The 18906-nt window shown below is 59.5% G+C and carries 12 protein-coding genes and 1 tRNA gene; 9 read left to right on the forward strand and 4 right to left on the reverse strand.

Going from position 1 to position 18906, the window contains the following annotated elements:
• The first annotated feature begins 8 nt into the window (after nt 1-8).
• The 6 genes from pepN (at nt 9) to GVL61_RS14055 (ending at nt 7014) form a co-directional block, all read left to right on the forward strand.
• Nucleotides 9-2663: an aminopeptidase N gene (gene pepN / locus GVL61_RS14030; RefSeq protein WP_159981259.1), complete on the forward strand. Its 2655-nt coding sequence runs from the start codon at nt 9-11 to the stop codon at nt 2661-2663.
• Entirely contained in the window at nt 2656-3438 is a 783-nt protein-coding gene (pgeF, locus tag GVL61_RS14035; protein WP_159981076.1) for a peptidoglycan editing factor PgeF, read from the forward strand. The genes pepN and pgeF overlap by 8 nt, the downstream gene beginning before the upstream one ends.
• Before the next feature lie 226 nt (nt 3439-3664).
• Nucleotides 3665-4198 carry a ubiquinol-cytochrome c reductase iron-sulfur subunit gene (petA, locus tag GVL61_RS14040; protein WP_043978424.1) on the forward strand — a complete coding sequence of 178 codons (534 nt, stop codon included), beginning with the start codon at nt 3665-3667 and terminating at the stop codon, nt 4196-4198.
• A 22-nt stretch (nt 4199-4220) separates the two neighbouring features.
• Nucleotides 4221-5510 carry a cytochrome b N-terminal domain-containing protein gene (locus GVL61_RS14045; RefSeq protein WP_159981079.1) on the forward strand — a complete coding sequence of 430 codons (1290 nt, stop codon included), beginning with the start codon at nt 4221-4223 and terminating at the stop codon, nt 5508-5510.
• A 28-nt stretch (nt 5511-5538) separates the two neighbouring features.
• On the forward strand, nt 5539-6378 hold the full coding sequence (locus tag GVL61_RS14050; RefSeq protein ID WP_159981082.1) for a cytochrome c1: 840 nt from the start codon (nt 5539-5541) through the stop codon (nt 6376-6378).
• A gap of 99 nt (nt 6379-6477) precedes the next feature.
• Nucleotides 6478-7014, forward strand: coding sequence for an adenine phosphoribosyltransferase (locus GVL61_RS14055; protein WP_159981085.1), 537 nt, complete (start codon nt 6478-6480; stop codon nt 7012-7014).
• Nucleotides 7015-7066: 52 nt separating this feature from the next.
• On the opposite strand, the gene GVL61_RS14060 is transcribed toward GVL61_RS14055, so the two are convergent.
• Entirely contained in the window at nt 7067-8437 is a 1371-nt protein-coding gene (locus tag GVL61_RS14060; RefSeq protein ID WP_159981088.1) for a malonyl-CoA decarboxylase, read from the reverse strand.
• A gap of 291 nt (nt 8438-8728) precedes the next feature.
• On the opposite strand from GVL61_RS14060, the gene GVL61_RS14065 reads away from it, so the two are divergent.
• The 3 genes from GVL61_RS14065 (at nt 8729) to GVL61_RS14075 (ending at nt 12912) form a co-directional block, all read left to right on the forward strand.
• Nucleotides 8729-8802 (forward strand) — tRNA-Gly (locus GVL61_RS14065).
• A gap of 195 nt (nt 8803-8997) precedes the next feature.
• Nucleotides 8998-10230, forward strand: coding sequence for an integrase arm-type DNA-binding domain-containing protein (locus GVL61_RS14070; RefSeq protein WP_159981090.1), 1233 nt, complete (start codon nt 8998-9000; stop codon nt 10228-10230).
• A 1530-nt stretch (nt 10231-11760) separates the two neighbouring features.
• Nucleotides 11761-12912, forward strand: coding sequence for a hypothetical protein (locus tag GVL61_RS14075; protein WP_159981093.1), 1152 nt, complete (start codon nt 11761-11763; stop codon nt 12910-12912).
• Between the two features lie 109 nt (nt 12913-13021).
• Here the strand turns inward: GVL61_RS14075 and GVL61_RS14080 are convergent, their stop codons facing one another.
• The 3 genes from GVL61_RS14080 to GVL61_RS14090 are packed head-to-tail and all read right to left on the reverse strand — an operon-like array spanning nt 13022 to nt 18567.
• Nucleotides 13022-16066 (reverse strand): Eco57I restriction-modification methylase domain-containing protein, encoded by a 3045-nt coding sequence (locus tag GVL61_RS14080; protein WP_159981096.1) that lies wholly within the window; start codon nt 16064-16066, stop codon nt 13022-13024.
• Nucleotide 16067: 1 nt separating this feature from the next.
• The gene (locus tag GVL61_RS14085; protein ID WP_200844719.1) at nt 16068-17837 is read right to left on the reverse strand and encodes a class I SAM-dependent methyltransferase; all 1770 of its coding nucleotides are present in this window, start codon (nt 17835-17837) and stop codon (nt 16068-16070) included.
• Nucleotides 17838-17883: 46 nt separating this feature from the next.
• Nucleotides 17884-18567 carry a recombinase family protein gene (locus GVL61_RS14090; protein ID WP_159981098.1) on the reverse strand — a complete coding sequence of 228 codons (684 nt, stop codon included), beginning with the start codon at nt 18565-18567 and terminating at the stop codon, nt 17884-17886.
• Nucleotides 18568-18906: the final 339 nt, after the last annotated feature.

Raw genomic sequence — 18906 nt, forward strand, 5'->3', positions numbered from 1 at the left:
ATGCGGGCATGGATATCGCCAGCAGAACCGCCGAGCCCGTGGAGAACACCCAGATCGCCGACGCCGCGCCGCCGCCGCAGGCGCCGCCGGTGATCCGCCGCGAGGATTACCGGCCGCCCGCCTGGCTGATCCCGCAGGTCCTGCTGAACTTCCGCCTCGGGGCGGATGCCACGCATGTCGTCTCGACGCTTTCGGTCACCCGCAACCCGCAAGGGAATGGCGCATCCACGCTGCGCCTCAACGGCGATCAGATCGCCCCGCTCGCCGTGCGGGTCGATGGGCGCGACGTGAACGACTGGCGGCTCGAAGGGCCTGACCTGCTTGTCGAACTGACCGGCGAGGCGCATGAGGTCGAGGTTGAAACGGCAGTCAATCCAGCCGCCAACAGCCAGCTCATGGGCCTTTACGCCTCGAACGGGATGCTGTGCACGCAGTGCGAGGCCGAAGGCTTCCGACGCATCACTTTCTTCCCCGACCGCCCCGATGTGCTGTCCACCTATTCGGTGCGGATGAGCGGCGACAAGGCGCAGTTCCCGATCCTCCTGGCAAATGGCAACTGCACCGCGACCGGCGAAGGCGAGGACGGCACGCACTGGGCAGAGTGGCACGATCCCTGGCCCAAGCCGAGCTACCTATTCGCGCTCGTCGCGGGTGATCTGGTCGCCAATCACGACACTTTCACGACCATGGGCGGCCGCAAGGTGGACCTCAACATCTGGGTCCGCCCGGGCGACGAGGACCGCACCCAGCACGCGATGGACTCGCTCATCAATTCGATGAAGTGGGACGAGGAAGCCTTCGGGCGCGAATATGACCTCGACCTGTTCAACATCGTCGCCGTGTCCGATTTCAACATGGGCGCGATGGAGAACAAAGGCCTCAACGTCTTCAACACCCGCTATGTCCTGGCCGACCCGGAAACCGCCACCGATGCGGACTATGACGCGGTCGAGGGAGTGATCGGTCACGAATACTTCCACAACTGGTCGGGCAACCGCGTGACCTGCCGCGACTGGTTCCAGCTGAGCCTCAAGGAAGGCTTCACGGTGCTGCGCGACCAGATGTTCAGCGCGGACATGGGCTCTGCGGCGGTCAAGCGGATCGAGGACGTGCGCGTCCTGCGCATCGCACAGTTCCCTGAGGATTCCGGCCCGCTGGCCCACCCGATCCGACCGGATTCCTATCAGGAAATCAGCAACTTCTACACCGCGACCGTCTACAACAAGGGCGCCGAGGTGATCCGCATGATGCGCACCATGGCCGGGCCCGAGCGGTTCCGCGCAGGCACCGACCTGTACTTCGAGCGCCATGACGGCGAAGCGGCGACCTGCGAGGATTTCGTCAAGGCGATCGAGGATGGCGCCGGGCTGGACCTCACCCAGTTCCGCCTCTGGTACTCGCAGGCGGGCACGCCGCAGCTGACGGTAGAACTGGACCACGATGGCACTCGGACGACACTGACCCTGACGCAGGCCGTACCTGCAACGCCGGGCCAGCCGGAAAAGCAGCCGGTGCCGATCCCGCTGCGCATCGCCCTCTACGACCGCGACAGCGGCGTGCATTCGGGCGAGCAGTTGATCGTGCTCGACAAGGAGACCGGCAGCTTCACCTTCGACGGTTTTGTCAGGCCTCCGGTGCTGTCGATCAATCGCGGCTTCTCCGCCCCTGTCGCGATCGACTTTGCGCGGGCCAACGAGGATCTTGTGTTCCTGGCCGCGCATGACGACGATCCTTTCGCCCGTTATGAGGCCATGCAGGGCCTTGTCGTCCAGCATCTGGTCGCAGCGGTGAGCGGACGGCTTGACGATGCCGACCGTACAGAGGGGCGCGCGGCGATCGGCGCGGCTTTCGCGGCGGTGATCGCCGATCCCGAACTCGACGATCTGATGCGCGGCGAACTGATGATCCTGCCCGCCGAGACCTATCTTGCCGAACAGCTGCTCATCGCCGATCCCGGCGCCATCCATGCCGAGCGCGAGGCACTGAAGGCCTGGCTCGGCAGCGAATGCGGCGAGGGCCTGAAAGCCCTGCACGACCGCGCGGCGGCGGTGCCCTACGGGCGCGATGCGGCGGCGCGCGGTGCCCGCAAGATCAAGACCCAGGCGCTCACCCTGATTGCCGCCGGCGACCCGGCCGAAGGTGCAAGGCGCGCGCTGGCGCAGTACCGGGCGGCCGATACCATGACCGACCGTCAGGGCGCGCTCATGGTTCTCGCCAGCCTCGATGCGCCCGAGCGGGCCGAGGCACTGGCCGATTTCCACCAGCGTTATACCGGCAATGCGCTGGTCATCGACAAGTGGTTCTCGCTCCAGGGCAGCGCGTTTCACCCTCAGGTGCTGGAGCATATCAAGGCGCTGGCCGGTCACGGGGACTTCACCATGACCAACCCCAACCGGGTGCGCGCGCTCTACATGGCGGCCGCCAGCAACCCCATCGCGTTCCATGACGAGGGCGGCGAGGGTTACCGCATGATCGGCGAGCTGATCCGCAAGCTGGACCCGGTGAACCCGCAGACCGCTGCGCGCTTCGTGCCCGTTCTGGGCCGCTGGCGGCGGATCGAGCCGGTGCGCGCCGCCCTGATGCGGGCTGAGTTGGAGCGCATCGCCGCCGTGCCGACGCTGTCGCGCGACGTGCGCGAGCAGGTGACCAAGAGCCTTGGCTGACTTTGAGGTAGAGCCCGTCGAAGTCAACCGCGCCGACGTGCTCGAGGGATTGCCGCATGGCTTCCTCGGCCGCCGGGGCGGGGTGAGTGAAGGCGATGTTGCAGGTCTAAACGTTGGGCACGGCGCGGGCGACGACCCGGAGCGGGTTGCCCGCAACCGCGCGCTCGCGGCCGGAGCGATCCTGCCGGGAGCGCGGCTGGTCACGGTCTATCAGGTCCACTCCGCCGATTGCGTGACGGCCGGGGCCGATCCCTGGCCCGAGGTCGATCGCCCCCACGCGGACGCCATCGTCACTGACCGGCCCGGCCTGCTGCTGGGCATCCTTACTGCCGACTGCGCGCCCGTTCTTTTCGCGGACCGCGAGGCGGGTGTCGTCGGCGCCGCCCATGCCGGCTGGAAAGGCGCTATCGGCGGCGTCACAGACGCTACCATCGCGGCGATGGAGAAGCTGGGAGCGCGGCGCGAAAGTATCGTTGCGGCGGTAGGCCCGTGCATCGCGCGCTCCTCCTATGAAGTGGACGCGGGTTTTCGCGATCGGTTCGTCGCCGACCATCCCGTCAACGTGCGCTGCTTCGATGAAGGCCGTCCGGGTCATTACCAGTTCGACCTCGAAGCTTATGTACTGGGCCAGCTGCGAGGGGCCGGGATCGGCAGCGTTCAGGGCCTGCGTCTCGATACTTATAGTGCGCCGCAGCAATTCTTCTCGTTCCGGCGGGCCACGCATCGGTCGGAAGCCAGCTATGGCCGGCAGATGTCATTGATCGGATTGCCCTGATTACTTCGTGATCTATTGATGCATTGCTGCCAGGATGCATCGCCGACCGACCAAAAAGGCGGTTGGCACGGTGGCCTTTCGTGTATATCAGGCCCGCAAAGTCGGGAGAATGTCGGGCAATGCCCGGTGCGCGAACCGAAACGGGGATACCAGGCTTACCGATGGTCAAGATTGGCCTCCTGTCGGATACCGACAGTGGGTGGTCGAAAGCAAGGCAAGGGCAAACATGGCAGAAACAGAGGGCGTGCGGCGGCGCGATTTCATTAATATCGCCGCAGTAAGCGCCGCGGGTATCGCGGGCGTGGGGGTCGTAATTCCCCTGGTCAGCCAGATGTCGGCATCCGCAGACGTGCTGGCGGCTTCTTCCACCGAGATCGACATTTCCGCGATCCAGCCGGGGCAGGCGATCAAGGCGGTGTTTCGCAAGCAGCCGGTCTTCGTGCGCAACCTCACTCCCAAGGAGATCGAGGAAGCCAACGCGGTCGATACTGCATCTCTGCGCGACCCCCAGACGCTTGCCGAGCGGACCAAGGAAGGCAAGGAAAACTGGCTCATCACCATGGGCGTTTGCACCCACCTCGGCTGCGTGCCGCTGGGCGCCGGCGAGGGTGAGATCAAGGGTGAGTTCGGCGGATATTTCTGCCCCTGCCACGGTTCTGCCTACGACACTGCCGCCCGTATCCGTAAGGGCCCCGCGCCCAAGAACCTAGAGGTTCCGGAATACGCCTTCACCACAGATACCGTCGTCCAGATCGGTTGAGGCCAAGAGAGAGGATCACAATATGAGCTTTCCCTGGGCCAACGAATACAAGCCGAGCCATCCCTTCATGCAGTGGATGGATGACAGGCTGCCGCTCCCGCGGCTGGTGTTCAATTCGGTCGGCGCCGGTTATCCGGTGCCGCGTAACCTCAACTACTTCTGGAACTTCGGTTTCCTGGCGGCGCTGTGCCTGATCGTCCAGATCGTAACCGGCATCGTCATGGCCATGCACTATGCGGCCAACACGGCGGTGGCGTTCGACACCATCGAGATGACCGTCCGCGACGTGAACTGGGGCTGGATGATGCGCTATGCGCATGCCAACGGCGCCTCGATGTTCTTCATCGTGATCTACGTCCACATCTTCCGCGGCTTCTACTACGGGTCTTACAAGGCCCCGCGCGAAATGGTGTGGCTGCTGGGCGTTGTGATTTTCCTGCTGATGATGGCTACCGCCTTCATGGGCTACGTGCTTCCCTGGGGGCAGATGAGCTTCTGGGGCGCCAAGGTCATCACCGGCCTGTTCGGCGCGATCCCCTTCGTGGGCGAACCGCTCCAGCAGTGGCTGCTCGGCGGTTTCGCGCCCGATAACGCCGCGCTCAACCGCTTCTTCTCGCTGCACTACCTTCTGCCCTTCGTCATCGTGGGCGTGGTGATCCTGCATATCTGGGCGCTCCACATCCCCGGCTCGTCGAACCCGACAGGCGTGGAAGTGAAGGCCGAGAGCGACACGGTTCCTTTCTATCCCTATTACGTGGCCAAGGACGGCTGGTTCATCGGCGTCTTCGCGATCGTGTTCAGCCTGATGCTGTTCTACTTCCCGAACTCGCTGGGCCACCCGGACAACTACATTCCGGCCAACCCGATGAGCACGCCTGCGCACATCGTCCCGGAATGGTATTTCTGGCCGTTCTACGCGATCCTGCGTGCCTTCACCCAGGACTTCTTCTTCATTCCGGCCAAGCTGATGGGCGTGCTCGCCATGTTCGGCGCGATCCTGGTGTGGTTCTTCCTGCCCTGGCTCGACAAGTCGCCGGTGCGCTCGGGCTCGTATCGCCCGCTGTACAAGAAGTTCTTCTGGTTCGGCCTGATCCCCGCGATGGCGGTTCTGTTCTACTGCGGCGGTGCCGCGGCTGCAGAGCCCTATGTGATGATCAGCCAGCTCGCCGCGCTGTATTACTTCGCGCACTTCCTGATCGTCCTGCCGATCGTCTCCGCCATCGAGAAGCCGCTGCCGCTGCCTTACTCCATCACCGAGTCCGTTCTCGGTACGGACGAAGCCGCCCAGCTCGCTCCCTCGGCGACGGTTTGATCAACAGCTAGAACGGAAGACGAAAGACATGGCACGCATTCTCTCGATCCTCGTCGGGCTGTTCTTCACAGTCGCGCTGGCGTGGTCGTTCGGCCTGGGTTTCTACACCTGGGCGACCGACCCGGCAGCGCCCACCGCCGAGCATGAATTCCACCTCCTGCCCAAGGAAGTGGCCTTTGCCAGCGACGGCGCCTTCGGCAAGTTCGACAAGCAGCAGCTGCAGCGCGGCTTCCAGGTTTACAAGGAAGTCTGCTCGGCCTGCCACTCGCTCAACCACGTCGCTTTCCGCGACCTGGCGCAGCTGGGGTATTCCGAAGGCCAGGTGAAGGCGATCGCTGCCGGCTTCCAGGTTCCGGGCGTCGATCCCACAACGGGTGAGGCGAACCTGCGCCCTGGCTTGCCGACAGACTATTTCCCCAAGCCCTTCGCCAACGACGTCGCCGCGCGCGCCGCCAACAACAATGCGGTTCCGCCCGACCTCTCGCTGATGACCAAGGCTCGCCATGAAGGCCCGGCTTATGTCTATTCGCTGCTGACGGGCTTCCAGGCACAGCCGGCGCAGCTACTTAAGGAGTTCCCAGACTCCAAGACGCCCAATGGCCTTCACTATAACCCGTACTTCGCGAACCTGAACCTCGCGATGGCACCGCCGCTGACCGGCGACGGGCAGGTGGAATACGGCCCGGGCAACCCCAAGCCCACGGTTGACCAGATGTCGAAGGACGTTGCCGCTTTCCTGATCTGGACCGCCGAACCCTCGCTCGACAAGCGCAAGCAGACTGGCCTCGCGGTCACCCTGTTCCTGCTCTTCGCGACCGTGCTGGGTTACATGGCTTACCGGAACATCTGGGCCGGCAAGAAGCACTGAGGCCGACAGGCACTGACGAACGGTCTCCGGACTGTTAAAGGCTCCGCGCCCCGCCATCCCAGCGATGGCGGGGCGTTTCGCTTTTTGGAGAAGAGCAACGTGACCGTCGATGACCTGAAGGCGCTCGTGCGCACGATCCCGGATTTCCCCAAGCCGGGCATCCTGTTCCGCGACGTGACCACGCTGATCGGCGACGGTCCCGGCTTCGCTGCCGCAGTCGGGCACATGGCCGATCGGGCGGAGGCTGCAGGCGCAGAGGTGATCGCAGGCATCGAGGCGCGCGGTTTCATCTTCGGCGCAGCCATCGCGGCGCGCCTGGCGCTTCCCTTCGTGCCGGTGCGCAAGCCCGGCAAGCTGCCGGTGCCGGTCCTCGCGATCAACTACGCTCTGGAATACGGCACCGATACGCTGGAGGTCGATCCCGGCGCTGTGCCGGACGGCGCGCGGGTAGTGCTGGTGGACGATCTCATCGCGACGGGCGGCACCGCCATGGCGGCGGTCGAACTGCTGCGGCGGGCAGGGGGCACGGTCGTCCAGTCGCTGTTCGCGATCGACCTGCCGGAATTGGGCGGCGCCCAGCGGCTACGTGATGCAAACGTGCCCGCAGATGCCCTGATGGCATTCGAGGGGCACTAAAGAGGCGGGCAACAGCCGTCGTCCCGAATCAGGTCCGGGACGACAGGGCCGCTCAGGCCGCCACGGTGTCCTTGGCGAGCTTCTTTCCCTTTTCCTTTTTGCCGCTTGGCTCGGGTTCGAGCAGGCTCTGCACCGCCTTTGAAGTGGCGACCGTGCCCAGTTCGGTAAGCGCGAAGAAGTTCGCCTCGATGTCGGCCAGTTCGTAGAGGTAATTCACCATGACCCCGTGCGACTGCTTTTGCCCATTGGCGGAAAGGTCGGCATTGGCGTGGACTGCCTCCAGCCGCGCCCCGTTGCCGAGGTGAAAGCGGGCGACCGGGTCCACCGGCTGGTTTCCTTTGCCCTTGGCCTCCACAAGATAGCGCGCGGCCAGCAGGCGCAGGTCCGCAGCACCCGGCAGCGCGGCCTCGGCACCCTGCTCCTTGCCTAGCCACTTGGCGAACGTGGGAACCGGCGAGAGCGTGGCGAAGGTTTTGAGGTGCGGCAGCTCCTCCTTGAGCAGGCCGACCACGCGCTTGATGAGGTGGTTGCCGAAGGGGATGCCCTTGAGCCCGACCTGGCAGTTGCTGATCGAGTAGAAGATCGCGCATGTCGCATCGCGCGGGGCGATGGTCTCCCGCTCCTCGGCGATGATCTGGTGGATTGCGCCGGGAATCTGCGGGGTCAGGGCCACTTCGACGAAGATCAGGGGGTCGTCGCGCATCTGCGGGTGGAAGAAGCCATAGCAGCGCCGGTCGACCGGCTCGACACGGCGGCGCAGATCGTCCCAGCCCTGGATCTGGTGGACCGCCTCGTAGCGAATGATGCGTTCGAGCAGCTGCGCCGAGCTGTCCCAGCCGATCCGCCGCAGTTCGAGGAAGCCCGCGTTGAACCAGGCAGTGAAGGCATTCTCCAGATCGCGGTCGAGCGCGGCGAGGCCGGGCGTCGAGGCGGCCTTGGGCACCGCCAGCAGGTCCTCACGCAGGCCGATCAGCCGCTGGGTGCCCTGCGGCGCGAGGTTGAGCTGGTTGATGAGCCGCCGGCTGGGTGACTTGCTGGCAACATTGAGCGCCAGCGCCGAAGCCTCGTCGGGCTTTTCGGCCCACTTGGCGATGGCCTTGTCGATCGCCTTGGCGTCGGCCGGATGCAAATCGTGGACTTTGCCCAGGAAATCTTGCCGTGCGTCCAGGTCGCTGGCTTCGTAGAGGTCGAAAAAGGCCGAGGCCAGCGCCGGTCCCGATGCACGGCCGCGCAGCGAAAGCAGGGCGTCGGCGATCTCGAGCAGGCTTTCCCCGCTGTCCTGTCGCGGTGCCACGCCGATCCCGCGCAGCAGCTTGCCCAGCCCTGAGTTCATGAGCAGGTCGAGCGGATTGCGCCGCCGCGGATTCGCCGCCGTGCCCGTCGCCGGACCATCGGAAGGGGAGCGGGTCCGTGAAGTGTTCATGGTGTCTCGGGTCCTCTGCTGATGAGGTCTGAGGGTATCACTGCCGCAGCTGCGAGAGAATACGGTGAAGCCGGGATGAGCCTACCCAAAGCCGGCCCGAATGGCAGATATACAGGCGTTTCTGCCAGAAGCCGCCAGGGCGATCCGCAGGTTGTGCCTGGACACCGTTTCGAAACGATCGAAGGCGAGTGCAAGAGAGTCGTTGACGAAACCCCACGGGCCGTGGCAATCGGCCCTCCGACGACGCGGCCCGCGACACCACAGGGCCGTTACGGCCTCAGGGCTTAATGAGCGGGTATAGCTTAGTGGTAAAGCTCCAGCCTTCCAAGCTGGCTATGCGGGTTCGATTCCCGCTACCCGCTCCAATTCTCGATCTCACCACATCCCATACAGCTTTGTAAACCGCTGAATTCTGCGGTATTTTCGGGTCATCCGGCTCGTTAGGTTTCGCGTCGTTTCATGGCTGCTCTCAAAGTTTGGGGGCCTCTTGGCGAAAATAGTGAGCCGATTTTTGACCGAGGCCCCCAGCGTGGGGGCCTCGCCGAGGAAAGGCCAAGCTTATGCCCTTAACCGACGTCGCGATTCGGAATGCGAAGGCAAAGGAAAAATCGTATAAAATTAGCGACATGCTCGGCCTGTTCCTGCTGATCTCACCTTCCGGCTCCAAGCTGTGGAGGATGAAATATCGCTTCAAGGGGGCCGAAAAGAAGCTGAGCCTAGGCGACTACCCTAGGGTAAGTCTGCGAGACGCGCGAAAGCAGCGGGACGTGGCCCGAGACATGCTGGCGGAAGGTAAAGACCCCTCGTTTGAAAGGCATCGCGAAAAGCTCCGAGGGGAGGCGCTTGCGGAAAATACGTTCACCAGCATCGCCCAGGAATATTGCAACAAGCGGCGCCGTGATGGCGACAGGGCGTGGGCGCCTGCAACGGCGACGCGCTGCGAATATCTTCTCAGTCTGCTGGATCACTCGATTGGCAGGATGCCGATTCACGAAATCGAGCCCATCGATGCCCTTGCCGCCATCCGCAAGATCGAAAAGCGCGGCAAGCTGGAAAGCGCACGGCGCACCTTACAACTGGCCAGTGCCGTTTTTCGCTACGCCGTGGCGACGGCTCGGTTGAAGTCGGATCCCACTCGGGATCTGCGCGGCGCGCTGACGACGCCAACAGTCACCCACTACGGGGCAGTGACTGAGGCCGCTCAGGTAGGGGAACTGCTCAGGTCCATCGACGGCTATGAAGGCCAGGGCATGACTAAGTGGGCTTTGCAGCTTGCTCCGCACGTCTTCGTGCGTCCAGGTGAACTGCGGCATGCGCGATGGGAAGAGGTCAACCTAGAAACGCGGGTTTGGATCATCCCGGGCGAGAAGATGAAGATGCGTAAGCCGCATCAAGTGCCGCTATCGCGCCAGTCGCTCGCGATCCTGGAGGAAATCCGGTCCATTACAGGATCGTTGGGATATATATTTCCGTCAATGCGGTCGCGCTTGCGGCCAATGTCCGAGAACACGCTCAACTCGGCTTTGAGGCGGCTTGGTTATGCCAGCAACGAAATGACTGCCCACGGCTTTCGGGCGATGGCCAGCACACTCCTCAACGAATCGGGCAAGTGGTCCTCGGACGCGATTGAACGCTCGCTCGCGCATGGAGACAGCGACAAGGTTCGTGCAGCCTATCATCGCGGTACCCATTGGAAGGAGCGTGTCGCCATGGCGCAGTGGTGGTCCGATTTATTGGATTCCTTACGAGACGGGGCCACCATTTTGCCCTTTCCGGAAGCGATGGCTGGTTGAGGAACGCCCCGCTCGAATTTTCCATGAGATGCCAACGATCGGCAACCGGCAGTCCTTTTGTGATCTCTTCACAATGACCACCGCCCCGGTCTCGGGCGACGATCGTTATGGCCGGACTGCGGATTCCGGGATCATCCCGGCCACCATTCCGATTTGATCCCGGCCGGGATTCCGAGATGATGCCGGCCACCATTCCGAGCAATTCCCGGCCACCCGGGAGGGAGTGAGAAGCCCGATCGTGGGTCCATCCTATCGGCACAGCAGCCGGAGGATGGAGATGCCGACGAGGAGGCCGAAGATGCGCCATGTGCGCGAAGTGATGAGAATGCATCGGGAAGCTTGTGTCCCGATGCGCGAGATTGCCCGGCTGACTGGCCTTGCTCGTTCTACAGTGCGTGACATGATCGTGCGCTTCGACCGCTCTGGATTGGCGTGGCCGGTGAGGGTGGCGCGATTGCAGATTACCTCCGCGATCTGTTCAGCAAGCACATCCCGTAAATACGGATTTACGAAGATACGGCATGACTGCATTCACCAGTGGGGTACTAGGGCATGACACAAACGATGCTTCAGTCCAGGAAATCCGGCGCGATTTCGCCGTAATCACATGCGCCGATCAATCCGTCGGTGGCCCTACCCGCCACGACCAATTTTCCGCTTAGGTGATGACGGGGGCGGTACGAGGGCGCGACGCGCGTCGGATACCAGCCTGGCTAGCCATCCCAGATGGCGCATGGCATCTAGCAATGATCGAGTCAGAGGACCTTGAATGAGCATCGCTACCGACATTGCCATTGCGACGCCAGTGGACCCATCAATGGCGCTCATTCATACGACGACCGTCAGCTTATTCCGTCAGGTCTGTAGCGGCAGCACCGTGTCTCTAACACCTCAGCTCTGCCCAGTTATGAACATCCCTCTCACCTATTTTTTCTATGGACGACCGGCCTATCGCCCCGGACCGATATCTTCCACAAACCGGGACTATGACAGCCGTCCCGTTTCTATGCTTTTCCGCAGAGAAGCAGTGAATTCCATTATGGGCATATATCCGTGTGACACGGGCGCTCACGACAGGGGCTTCTATGCCCCCTTCCTTGATGGAGTCCCGCTTCCCGATCTCGATTGTAGAAGTGTTTCCGACGCCGATAAGCGCATAGTTTCAAGATTTTTTGGCGCTAATGATGCATATTTTTATGGCGAGGAGTTATCTTCACTTAATCCGGCACCAAACAGCGTAGCAGGATCAAAATTTTACGACCTGCTAACCTCCCCTCACGTAACTGAATGCGACGACAGATCGCAAACGGTGGAATTAACACAAGATCAAGTTCAGGGCTTAGACGACGCCATCGAAAGTGTAGTTATCCCTGACTTCCTACTGGCTGAACCCATTGTGACGACCGCCCTCCGCCGATGGGAGGCCGGAGGCACCACCATACGCTCTTACAGGCCACAGCGAAGAACTTGCGCGGCCAGGACGGTAGAGCAGCTTTTTCCTGTGGTTGGATCGCTTCAAGGACTATCGTCATGAGTGTGGCAAGTTACAGGTTGTCGGGCGCCATTAACCCACGAGGTTCCAGCCCATCAGTCTGCGTCCCTGCTTTTAACTCGTCGGCTGATAATTACACCTATGTCCAGCATGTTGGGATAGATGACACAGTTGTATTATTTGAACTCGCGGAACTTGGCGACTGGGAACCCGTGCGAGGTAGTCCAAAGGCTAAAATCGTTGATCCAGGTAACCCCGCCATACATTGGGTTACCTGGAGCGATGACCTACAGAATTCCGTCATTGATACGGCCGATGTCGTAAGAGCCAATATTATTGCCAATCGGTGGTTGGTAGATGCCATAGACAATCCGTTTGAGAGGCTAGATTTTGCTCAGCTGTCTGGCTTGTACAGTTGGTTCGCTGATGAAGCGGAACGATGCGAAACCGCACTCTCCGAAGGAGAACGGAAATTATGGCTCGGTGAAACGCTTTTATTAAGCCGGGCCCGGTTTGCCATAGATTCCGTTCTTCTAGCTCGGTCGGCTCCTCCGTCTATTCGGCGTAAACTTGGCCTTCGTTTGCGGTTAGCAAGCACGCTGGTATTGATGGAAGAGATACGAGCTTTATGCGAAGCTTATGCTGCCGATTATATCGGCGATGCCGATATAAATAATGTACAGCAGTTCCTACAGAGTGATGTAGCTTATAAGTACGCTAACTCACGCCTATATGACGCAGCCCCTCCTATTCCAGTCCCTTATACGGCGGCGAGATGGTTTAAGAGACTAACGATTTCAGACGCACAGAGAAAGCCAAGCGGAAACCAACGGGGCGGTATAACTCTCGTCGCCGCAGGATTTCCAATTGATACTCAGACTTATTTCCGAAAAAATTTCTTTGAAAATGCTGACTGGATTGAGGGAAAGACTAGAACTAGCCAGGATCTGGAAACTGCATCAATACGCATGAAGGCATCGGTTCTCGGAAAAGATATGGGCGTTCTGAGCTTTAACGTGACATACGCACCAAATAGACAATCTGGACAAGCTAATTATACATCGGTTCTTCACCTGGGCCCCCTAGCAAAAGCCTTTTCTCGCCGTGACATGTCTCTGAAGTGGCTTCTACTAGAACGGTCTGCAACAGGAGAATATTCGCTGGAAATTACCGATAACAAACCGGCTTAGATAATCTAAATCAGCAAGAATAGTTGTGGCGCTAAAGTTGTTCCGACCATGTTCGGTTGTGCTCATTGTCATTGAAGATATGAGCGTGAAATCTTTTCGGATGACACAATTAATTAGGAATTTTCACCAATTTTATAGCGTTCAGCTCTTCGGCGGTTAAACCGAAGGCGGCCGTAACAGCTGTCTCGATACGTTCCCGTAGCCGAACAATTTCGCGTTTTTTCCGGTCTTGGTCAGGGGGAAGGCGTAGCGCGTCCAGCTCCTCAAAGGCGACGGTCAAAGCGCCAGCAAGCGCCGAAATGCGATCACGTTCCGCCTGGCCTGGATCAGGCACCGGAAGCGCTACGAGAAACTGCTTTCCGTGCGAATAGTAGCCCCCCCGGAAGACACTGGTCCGCGTTCGAATCATTGCCTCACTAAAGGGATGGGACAAGACTGCAAGCAAGTAGCGCAATGAGTATCGTGATTCCGCGTTCGCCCGAACGCCGTAGTAGGGACCATTACCTCCGCCCGTGAACATCGTCTCTGCATCATCGAAGGCGTAGCGGGGCTCTAAGCTAAGTACCTGGACAATCAGCTTTTCGGTGTCGAACTTCCCAAGGCTTTGAGAGCGGCCGAACTGGTACCACTGCTGCTCGGCTGCTGGGCCGCCCGCGACTGCACGGCGATCGAGCTGCTCTCGATGGGCCGAAAGATAAGCCCAGCAATCCGGATAATCACGCTGCAGCTCCACGGGCTGAATCAATCTTTGACGCCCCCCGACAGCCTCATAAGGGAACACAAGCCAGCTGTTCGCCGGGCTTCGCCGATAGGCCGTTAGCGTCACGTCACGAAGGAAAGGCTTTAGGATGCCTTTCTCAATCTGCCATTCACGGCCTCCGGTCTGAAAACGGATATGGGTGGCCGTCTCTCCAATCGCTGTGATCGCATAGATGTCGTCGGCGCTCGTTTGGAGGCCAACGAAAATGTCGGCCTCGGTCCCGATACGATCTGGATGCGCGGCACGCATCCGCTGGAACGCGGCCATAGCGGCGGGCTCAGCCATCTCCCACGGCTCAGCGGTCAAACTCGCCGCTGGCACGATCGACAATTCGCCCGCGCTGCCATAGCGCCAACGGTCAAGGTCGGTGACGCGCTCCAAGGTAACATTATCCTGGCCAGCCCCGCTAGCGATCAGAATGCATGTGTAGTTGGCCACGTCGCCGAACACCTGCTGTGCACCGAAATGCACAACCTCTTCTAGAAGTCGATCAGCCGAAAAGACCGCCCGCAAGGCGCGACCAGCGACCGTTGCCATGAACTTGTGAGGCACGATCAGCCCTAGGCGGCCGTTGGGCGCTTGCAGCTGCAACGACCTCTCGATGAACAGGGCGTACTTGTCGAAATTGTTTCGTGTGGCCGACCGGTAAGGGGAGGGAGCGGATTGGTAGAAATCCACCTCCTCCGGGAAATACCGCTGCATGATCTGGATGCGCGTGTAAGGCGGATTGCCGACAATCACGTCAAAGCCACCGCGCTCCAGATCCGCTGGAAACTCGGCTGGCCAGCTGAATGGGTTCAGCGTCGCCGGCAGCGCACCATCTGGCTTGAATGCATCCCACTCTTCGAAGGAAACGAGGCTGTTTCCACTCCGAACAATGCCGTCAAGCGAGGGCAGAGCGGGCGCGCGCACGCGCTGCACGTAGTCATCCAGGTCAGCACGGGTCTCATTTTCAATGAGCTTCAATAGAAGGCTGAGGCGGGCGATTTCGACGGCGTTGGCGTCGATATCAACGCCTCGAATATGCGTCAGCAGAATCCGCCGTCGCTCGGCGAAGGTCAGTCTCCAATGCCCACCTACAACTTCATAAATTTGGCTTCCCAAATGGGTTGGACGGTCATTTGCGACATACCAGGCCAGATAGTGATCTAAGAGCAAGTCATAGGCTGAGAGCAGAAAAATCCCGGAACCGCAGCACAGATCAGCGATGGTGAAGTTGGCTAAGTCAGCCGGACTTTGCCCCGCGATCCTGGGCGCGACGGTGCGATCTACAATCGCATCAACAATGTAGCGCGGTGTAGGCACGACTCCGCCGCTCTCGCGAACTTCAGGCTTGTAAACAATCTCGACCTGATCGCCGTCGATGACGATTTCTTCCCCCAAAAACTGCTCATAGACCTCGCCAAGAACCTCCGGCTCCACCACGGCGAAGGTGTAGGGGCTTTGCGGATAGTAAAGTTCCGATAGCATCAACGACATCACGTCATCGCTGACTTGGATGGCCAAAGGATCGTCCGCCAATAAGCGAAACAGTCCAGAATTGTAGAAGCGATCGGCTGCTTCCAACACCGCGTGAAAAGCTGCGTAGGTGCCCGGCGTCGCCAAATTGCGAAGGCTCTCATACACCTCAATATCTCGATCCTCGCAAATGCGGAGGAATACGATGCGTGAGATGAGAAGCTGAACGACATAGGTCAATTCGGCCGGTTTCAGTTCTGGCCGACTGCGATGAATATCGACCGCAAGTATTGATCTCCAGTGCTGAACCTGGGCAAGGAAGAGGTCATCGAACTGAGCAGCACCAAGCCGTGTTGCTCCGACAGAAAATCGTTCGTCGAAAGCCCCATTATAGATGGTTTCACGGGAAAACAGGTCCCAGAGCTCGTCAAACCGATGCTCGAAATCTTCGCATTCGACAAGGAGCAGTCTTGCGACGTGAGCCGCTTCGCCTTCGGCTGGAACGGGACGGCAGTCATAAACAGCAAGCTGTCGGAAATTTGTAAGGATCGAAATCGGCAAGCTGCCCGAAAATCCATAGCGTCGAGTTTGGAACGACGCCGCCATATCTCGATCGATATCCACCCTAGGCTTCTTGGCCTCAACGAATAGCTTGCGCTGTCGAGCAAGCCTGAGTTCGTAATCGGGTTTTTTGGATAGCTTTTCAGGACCGACTTCTACGGTCGCCTCTTCAAAAACTTCACGAAGGCCGATTGGCTGTCGCAGAGTGTTATGAACGTCCCAACCAAAGGCCTCCAACATCGGGGAGATAAAATCGGTCCGAGCTTGCGTTTCGTTATACCCTGTCGCCTTATGGTCGACTTCATTGCTTTTAAAGGCACTCACGAGAGCCGCGATCGCAGCGCGGCCCTCATCACGTGTATTTGCAACGGCCATCTTAAATGTCGCGGCCTGGCTTGCTCCGCCGCCGCCTTGCTAAGCGTCGATCACGCATTTTCGTCCATATACTGCGGAGCATTACACAATCTGCTTTGTTCAGCCCGAGTGCCTCAAGGACAAGCCTATCATTTTCGAATAGCACATCATCGAGCCGTCCAGCACGCACGAGCCGATCAACCTCCTTCAGAGGCATCGCCGCTTTCAGCGTCGCTGGCATTAGCATACGTTCGGCCTCGGTCGGCTCTAGCTCCAAGACACCGCCGCCATAGCTCCGCCCCTCGATCTCAGCGGATGCAGCAGTGAGATGGGTATAGATGTTAGATACAACTTTTTCGGGTTGATCGGCTCTAAGTCGATGAATCGTGTCCGTGGACGTTGCATTGGCGTTGTTTAGGACGACCCGGGGAAAGTCATAAATCTGCCGGAAGAAAAATCCGTCCGGAATCCAGACAGATGGCACATTATACCAAGGACTCCGGATGGAGCACTTATACCCGGTTTGGAAACCCTGGTTCTCACCCTCCAAGATATATCGGAGTGCGCGTGCCGGTATAGAATTCGCAAGCGTTTCATTGAGATAAAGTAAGTGAACACGGTCGCCGTTCTTAACGAGCCCCTCCCACTCATCTTTATTTATAGAAGCGCCCTTCATTTGCACAGCGCGGGAAACGAGAGGCACAGTAAGTTTCTCCAACCCCCACTCTTTTACCTGCTCATCATTTAAAACGAAAAACTCATTCTTTCCTGTAACAACGCCAACATCGATGCTACCATGCTCCTTCAAAGGAGCGGCAACGCCATTAGTGCGAACTTCTCGCATGAATTCTATTTCTTTAGGCTGAAGAAAATACTTTAGCCACTTTTCATTGCTATGCTCGACCGATTTTGGCAGAGTTTTAGACAAAATTTCTTTTGGCTTGTGTGTTGTTATCTCCCGGACAGTGGCGGCCTCGGTTAATGCAACACGGCACTTCGCCGTTGTCGCTTTTCGGCATCCATCCGCGAGGAGGAGTACAACTTCCTGTTCGGCCCTATCAAAAAACAGCTCATTGCAGGCAATCACGTCTATCCGAGAGAAACGCTCGGTCAGGAATGAACGAAGCTGCGCAGCATAAGTCACTTGGAGTAGCTCAGCAGGCAGCACAAGCGCCATACGGCCACCTTTGCGAAGCTTTGAGGCTGCCGCGACGACGAAAGGCACCCAGATATTCGTCAGCTTGTTGGCCTTGAGGCCCTCTCGCACCATGAGGTCCATGGCTTGGCTTCGGCTCGGCTCTGGGAAGGCCTGGTAGCGTATAAACGGCGGGTTCCCGACAACACAGTCGTAGCCACCATCATCCAATTCAAGCCAGTTAAAAAAGTCTGCTGTTTTAACCACTTGGTTTCCAGGCAAACCAAGGCTTGCGCGCAGCCTGGTGCGGGCCTTTTCGGCTTCGGTTGGCACGATCTCGACGCCCTGAACCTGCTGAACCGTATCACCGATTGATGCTCCAAGCTCCATCAAACGCAGCGCGGCAGCATCAACGAAGGCTCCGTCGCCGCAGCTCGGCTCTAGGATACGGTCCGTTGCCTTCTGAACCGCCCATGAGGCCAGCCACCGGGCGAGCGGCGCAGGCGTATAGTAGCCTCCACGGAGTTTATCGAGATCCTGATCTGCAAATCGCCCAGCGATCACTCTGGTTGACAGCTTGAACGCTGGATCGGGCTTGGTCGCCACAGAAATAGACATTTTTTCTAGGCCTTTAGGGCTTTTGGAGTTCTTGGGCATTGCTAAAACCTAACAGGGCATATCGAATGTAGCGGGCCGATCGGTATCACGCCGATCGCCGTTTCAAATGTTGCGAAGGATTAGAAAGGTTATTTGACCGCGCCAGGGTGGCGCGGAGCGTTTTCGGTGTGACGCCATATGCTCGCGCGACAATCGGAACCGGCTCGTCCGCCGCTAGTCTAGCGCGCGCCTCACCGATTTGCTGGCCATTCATTTTCTGAGGCCGCCCAAGATGACGGCCTAGCGATCTCGCCGCTGCAATCCCTTGACGCTGACGATCACGCAACCGGCGACGTTCATGTGCCGCAAGGCTTGCGAGAATATCAGCAATTAGCCGACCGTCATTTGTGGCGATATCAAGTGAGGGAAGAGCAAGAATACGAAGGTGCACGCCCCGCTTGATCAGCTCGTCCATCAACAGGATGACCTCACTCGTACTGCGACCGAGACGATCTAACTCAAGGACGATCAACTCGTCCCCCGATTGCAGTTGCCCCAGGAGCGCATCGAGCCGACGCCGGGCTTTCACGCCGCTCTCTACCTCCTCAACAATCTGGTCGCAGTCGGCGGATACGAGCGAAACTCGCTGGGGCGCGAGGCTCTGTTCGTCGGTCGAAACTCGGGCGTATCCATACCGCATTTCTACCCCTACCTTTCGTTCCACCCAAGCGCGTGATTTCGCTTCTGCCGGAAAGCACGGAAGAAAGGTAGACCTTTTCTCCGATGCCATGAAGCCCCTCCCGTGTTGATCACTGCACACATCAGATTAACAAATGTTCTCTATTTGTTCAACGTGCAGATTTGTGCGAAAACGCTGATTATGGATCACCTTACCCCGCCTTTTCGCATTAACCGCTGTGTAGGTTCCCCCTGAACCCGACTTGCCCGAGGACAGTCTTATCCTGACATTATGGTAAGCGGGTAACGCCGCCCCGCGCGTGCGCGCGGCCGCGCTCTATTTCGCTGACGCTCAACCGAGCCACCTGCGGCGTCTCGTCGGCATAGCCGCTACGATCGCTGACGGGCGGGATGCGCTGCATCCCGCTGGCGGACGCCGGGCTTTGCGCGC

It is taken from the genome of Novosphingobium sp. 18050, from assembly GCF_902706195.1.
Taxonomy (GTDB): Bacteria; Pseudomonadota; Alphaproteobacteria; order Sphingomonadales; family Sphingomonadaceae; genus Novosphingobium.

Excerpts from the sequence above, each read along its gene's own strand:
- GVL61_RS14060 (WP_159981088.1), bottom strand. The coding sequence starts at position 8,437 with ATGAACACTTCACGGACCCGCTCCCCTTCCGATGGTCCGGCGACGGGC.
- GVL61_RS14090 (WP_159981098.1), bottom strand. The coding sequence starts at position 18,567 with ATGGCATCGGAGAAAAGGTCTACCTTTCTTCCGTGCTTTCCGGCAGAA.
- GVL61_RS14045 (WP_159981079.1), top strand. The coding sequence starts at position 4,221 with ATGAGCTTTCCCTGGGCCAACGAATACAAGCCGAGCCATCCCTTCATG.
- GVL61_RS14080 (WP_159981096.1), bottom strand. The coding sequence starts at position 16,066 with ATGGCCGTTGCAAATACACGTGATGAGGGCCGCGCTGCGATCGCGGCT.
- GVL61_RS14070 (WP_159981090.1), top strand. The coding sequence starts at position 8,998 with ATGCCCTTAACCGACGTCGCGATTCGGAATGCGAAGGCAAAGGAAAAA.
- GVL61_RS14075 (WP_159981093.1), top strand. The coding sequence starts at position 11,761 with ATGAGTGTGGCAAGTTACAGGTTGTCGGGCGCCATTAACCCACGAGGT.
- petA (WP_043978424.1), top strand. The coding sequence starts at position 3,665 with ATGGCAGAAACAGAGGGCGTGCGGCGGCGCGATTTCATTAATATCGCC.
- pepN (WP_159981259.1), top strand. The coding sequence starts at position 9 with ATGGATATCGCCAGCAGAACCGCCGAGCCCGTGGAGAACACCCAGATC.
- GVL61_RS14050 (WP_159981082.1), top strand. The coding sequence starts at position 5,539 with ATGGCACGCATTCTCTCGATCCTCGTCGGGCTGTTCTTCACAGTCGCG.
- GVL61_RS14085 (WP_200844719.1), bottom strand. The coding sequence starts at position 17,837 with ATGCCCAAGAACTCCAAAAGCCCTAAAGGCCTAGAAAAAATGTCTATT.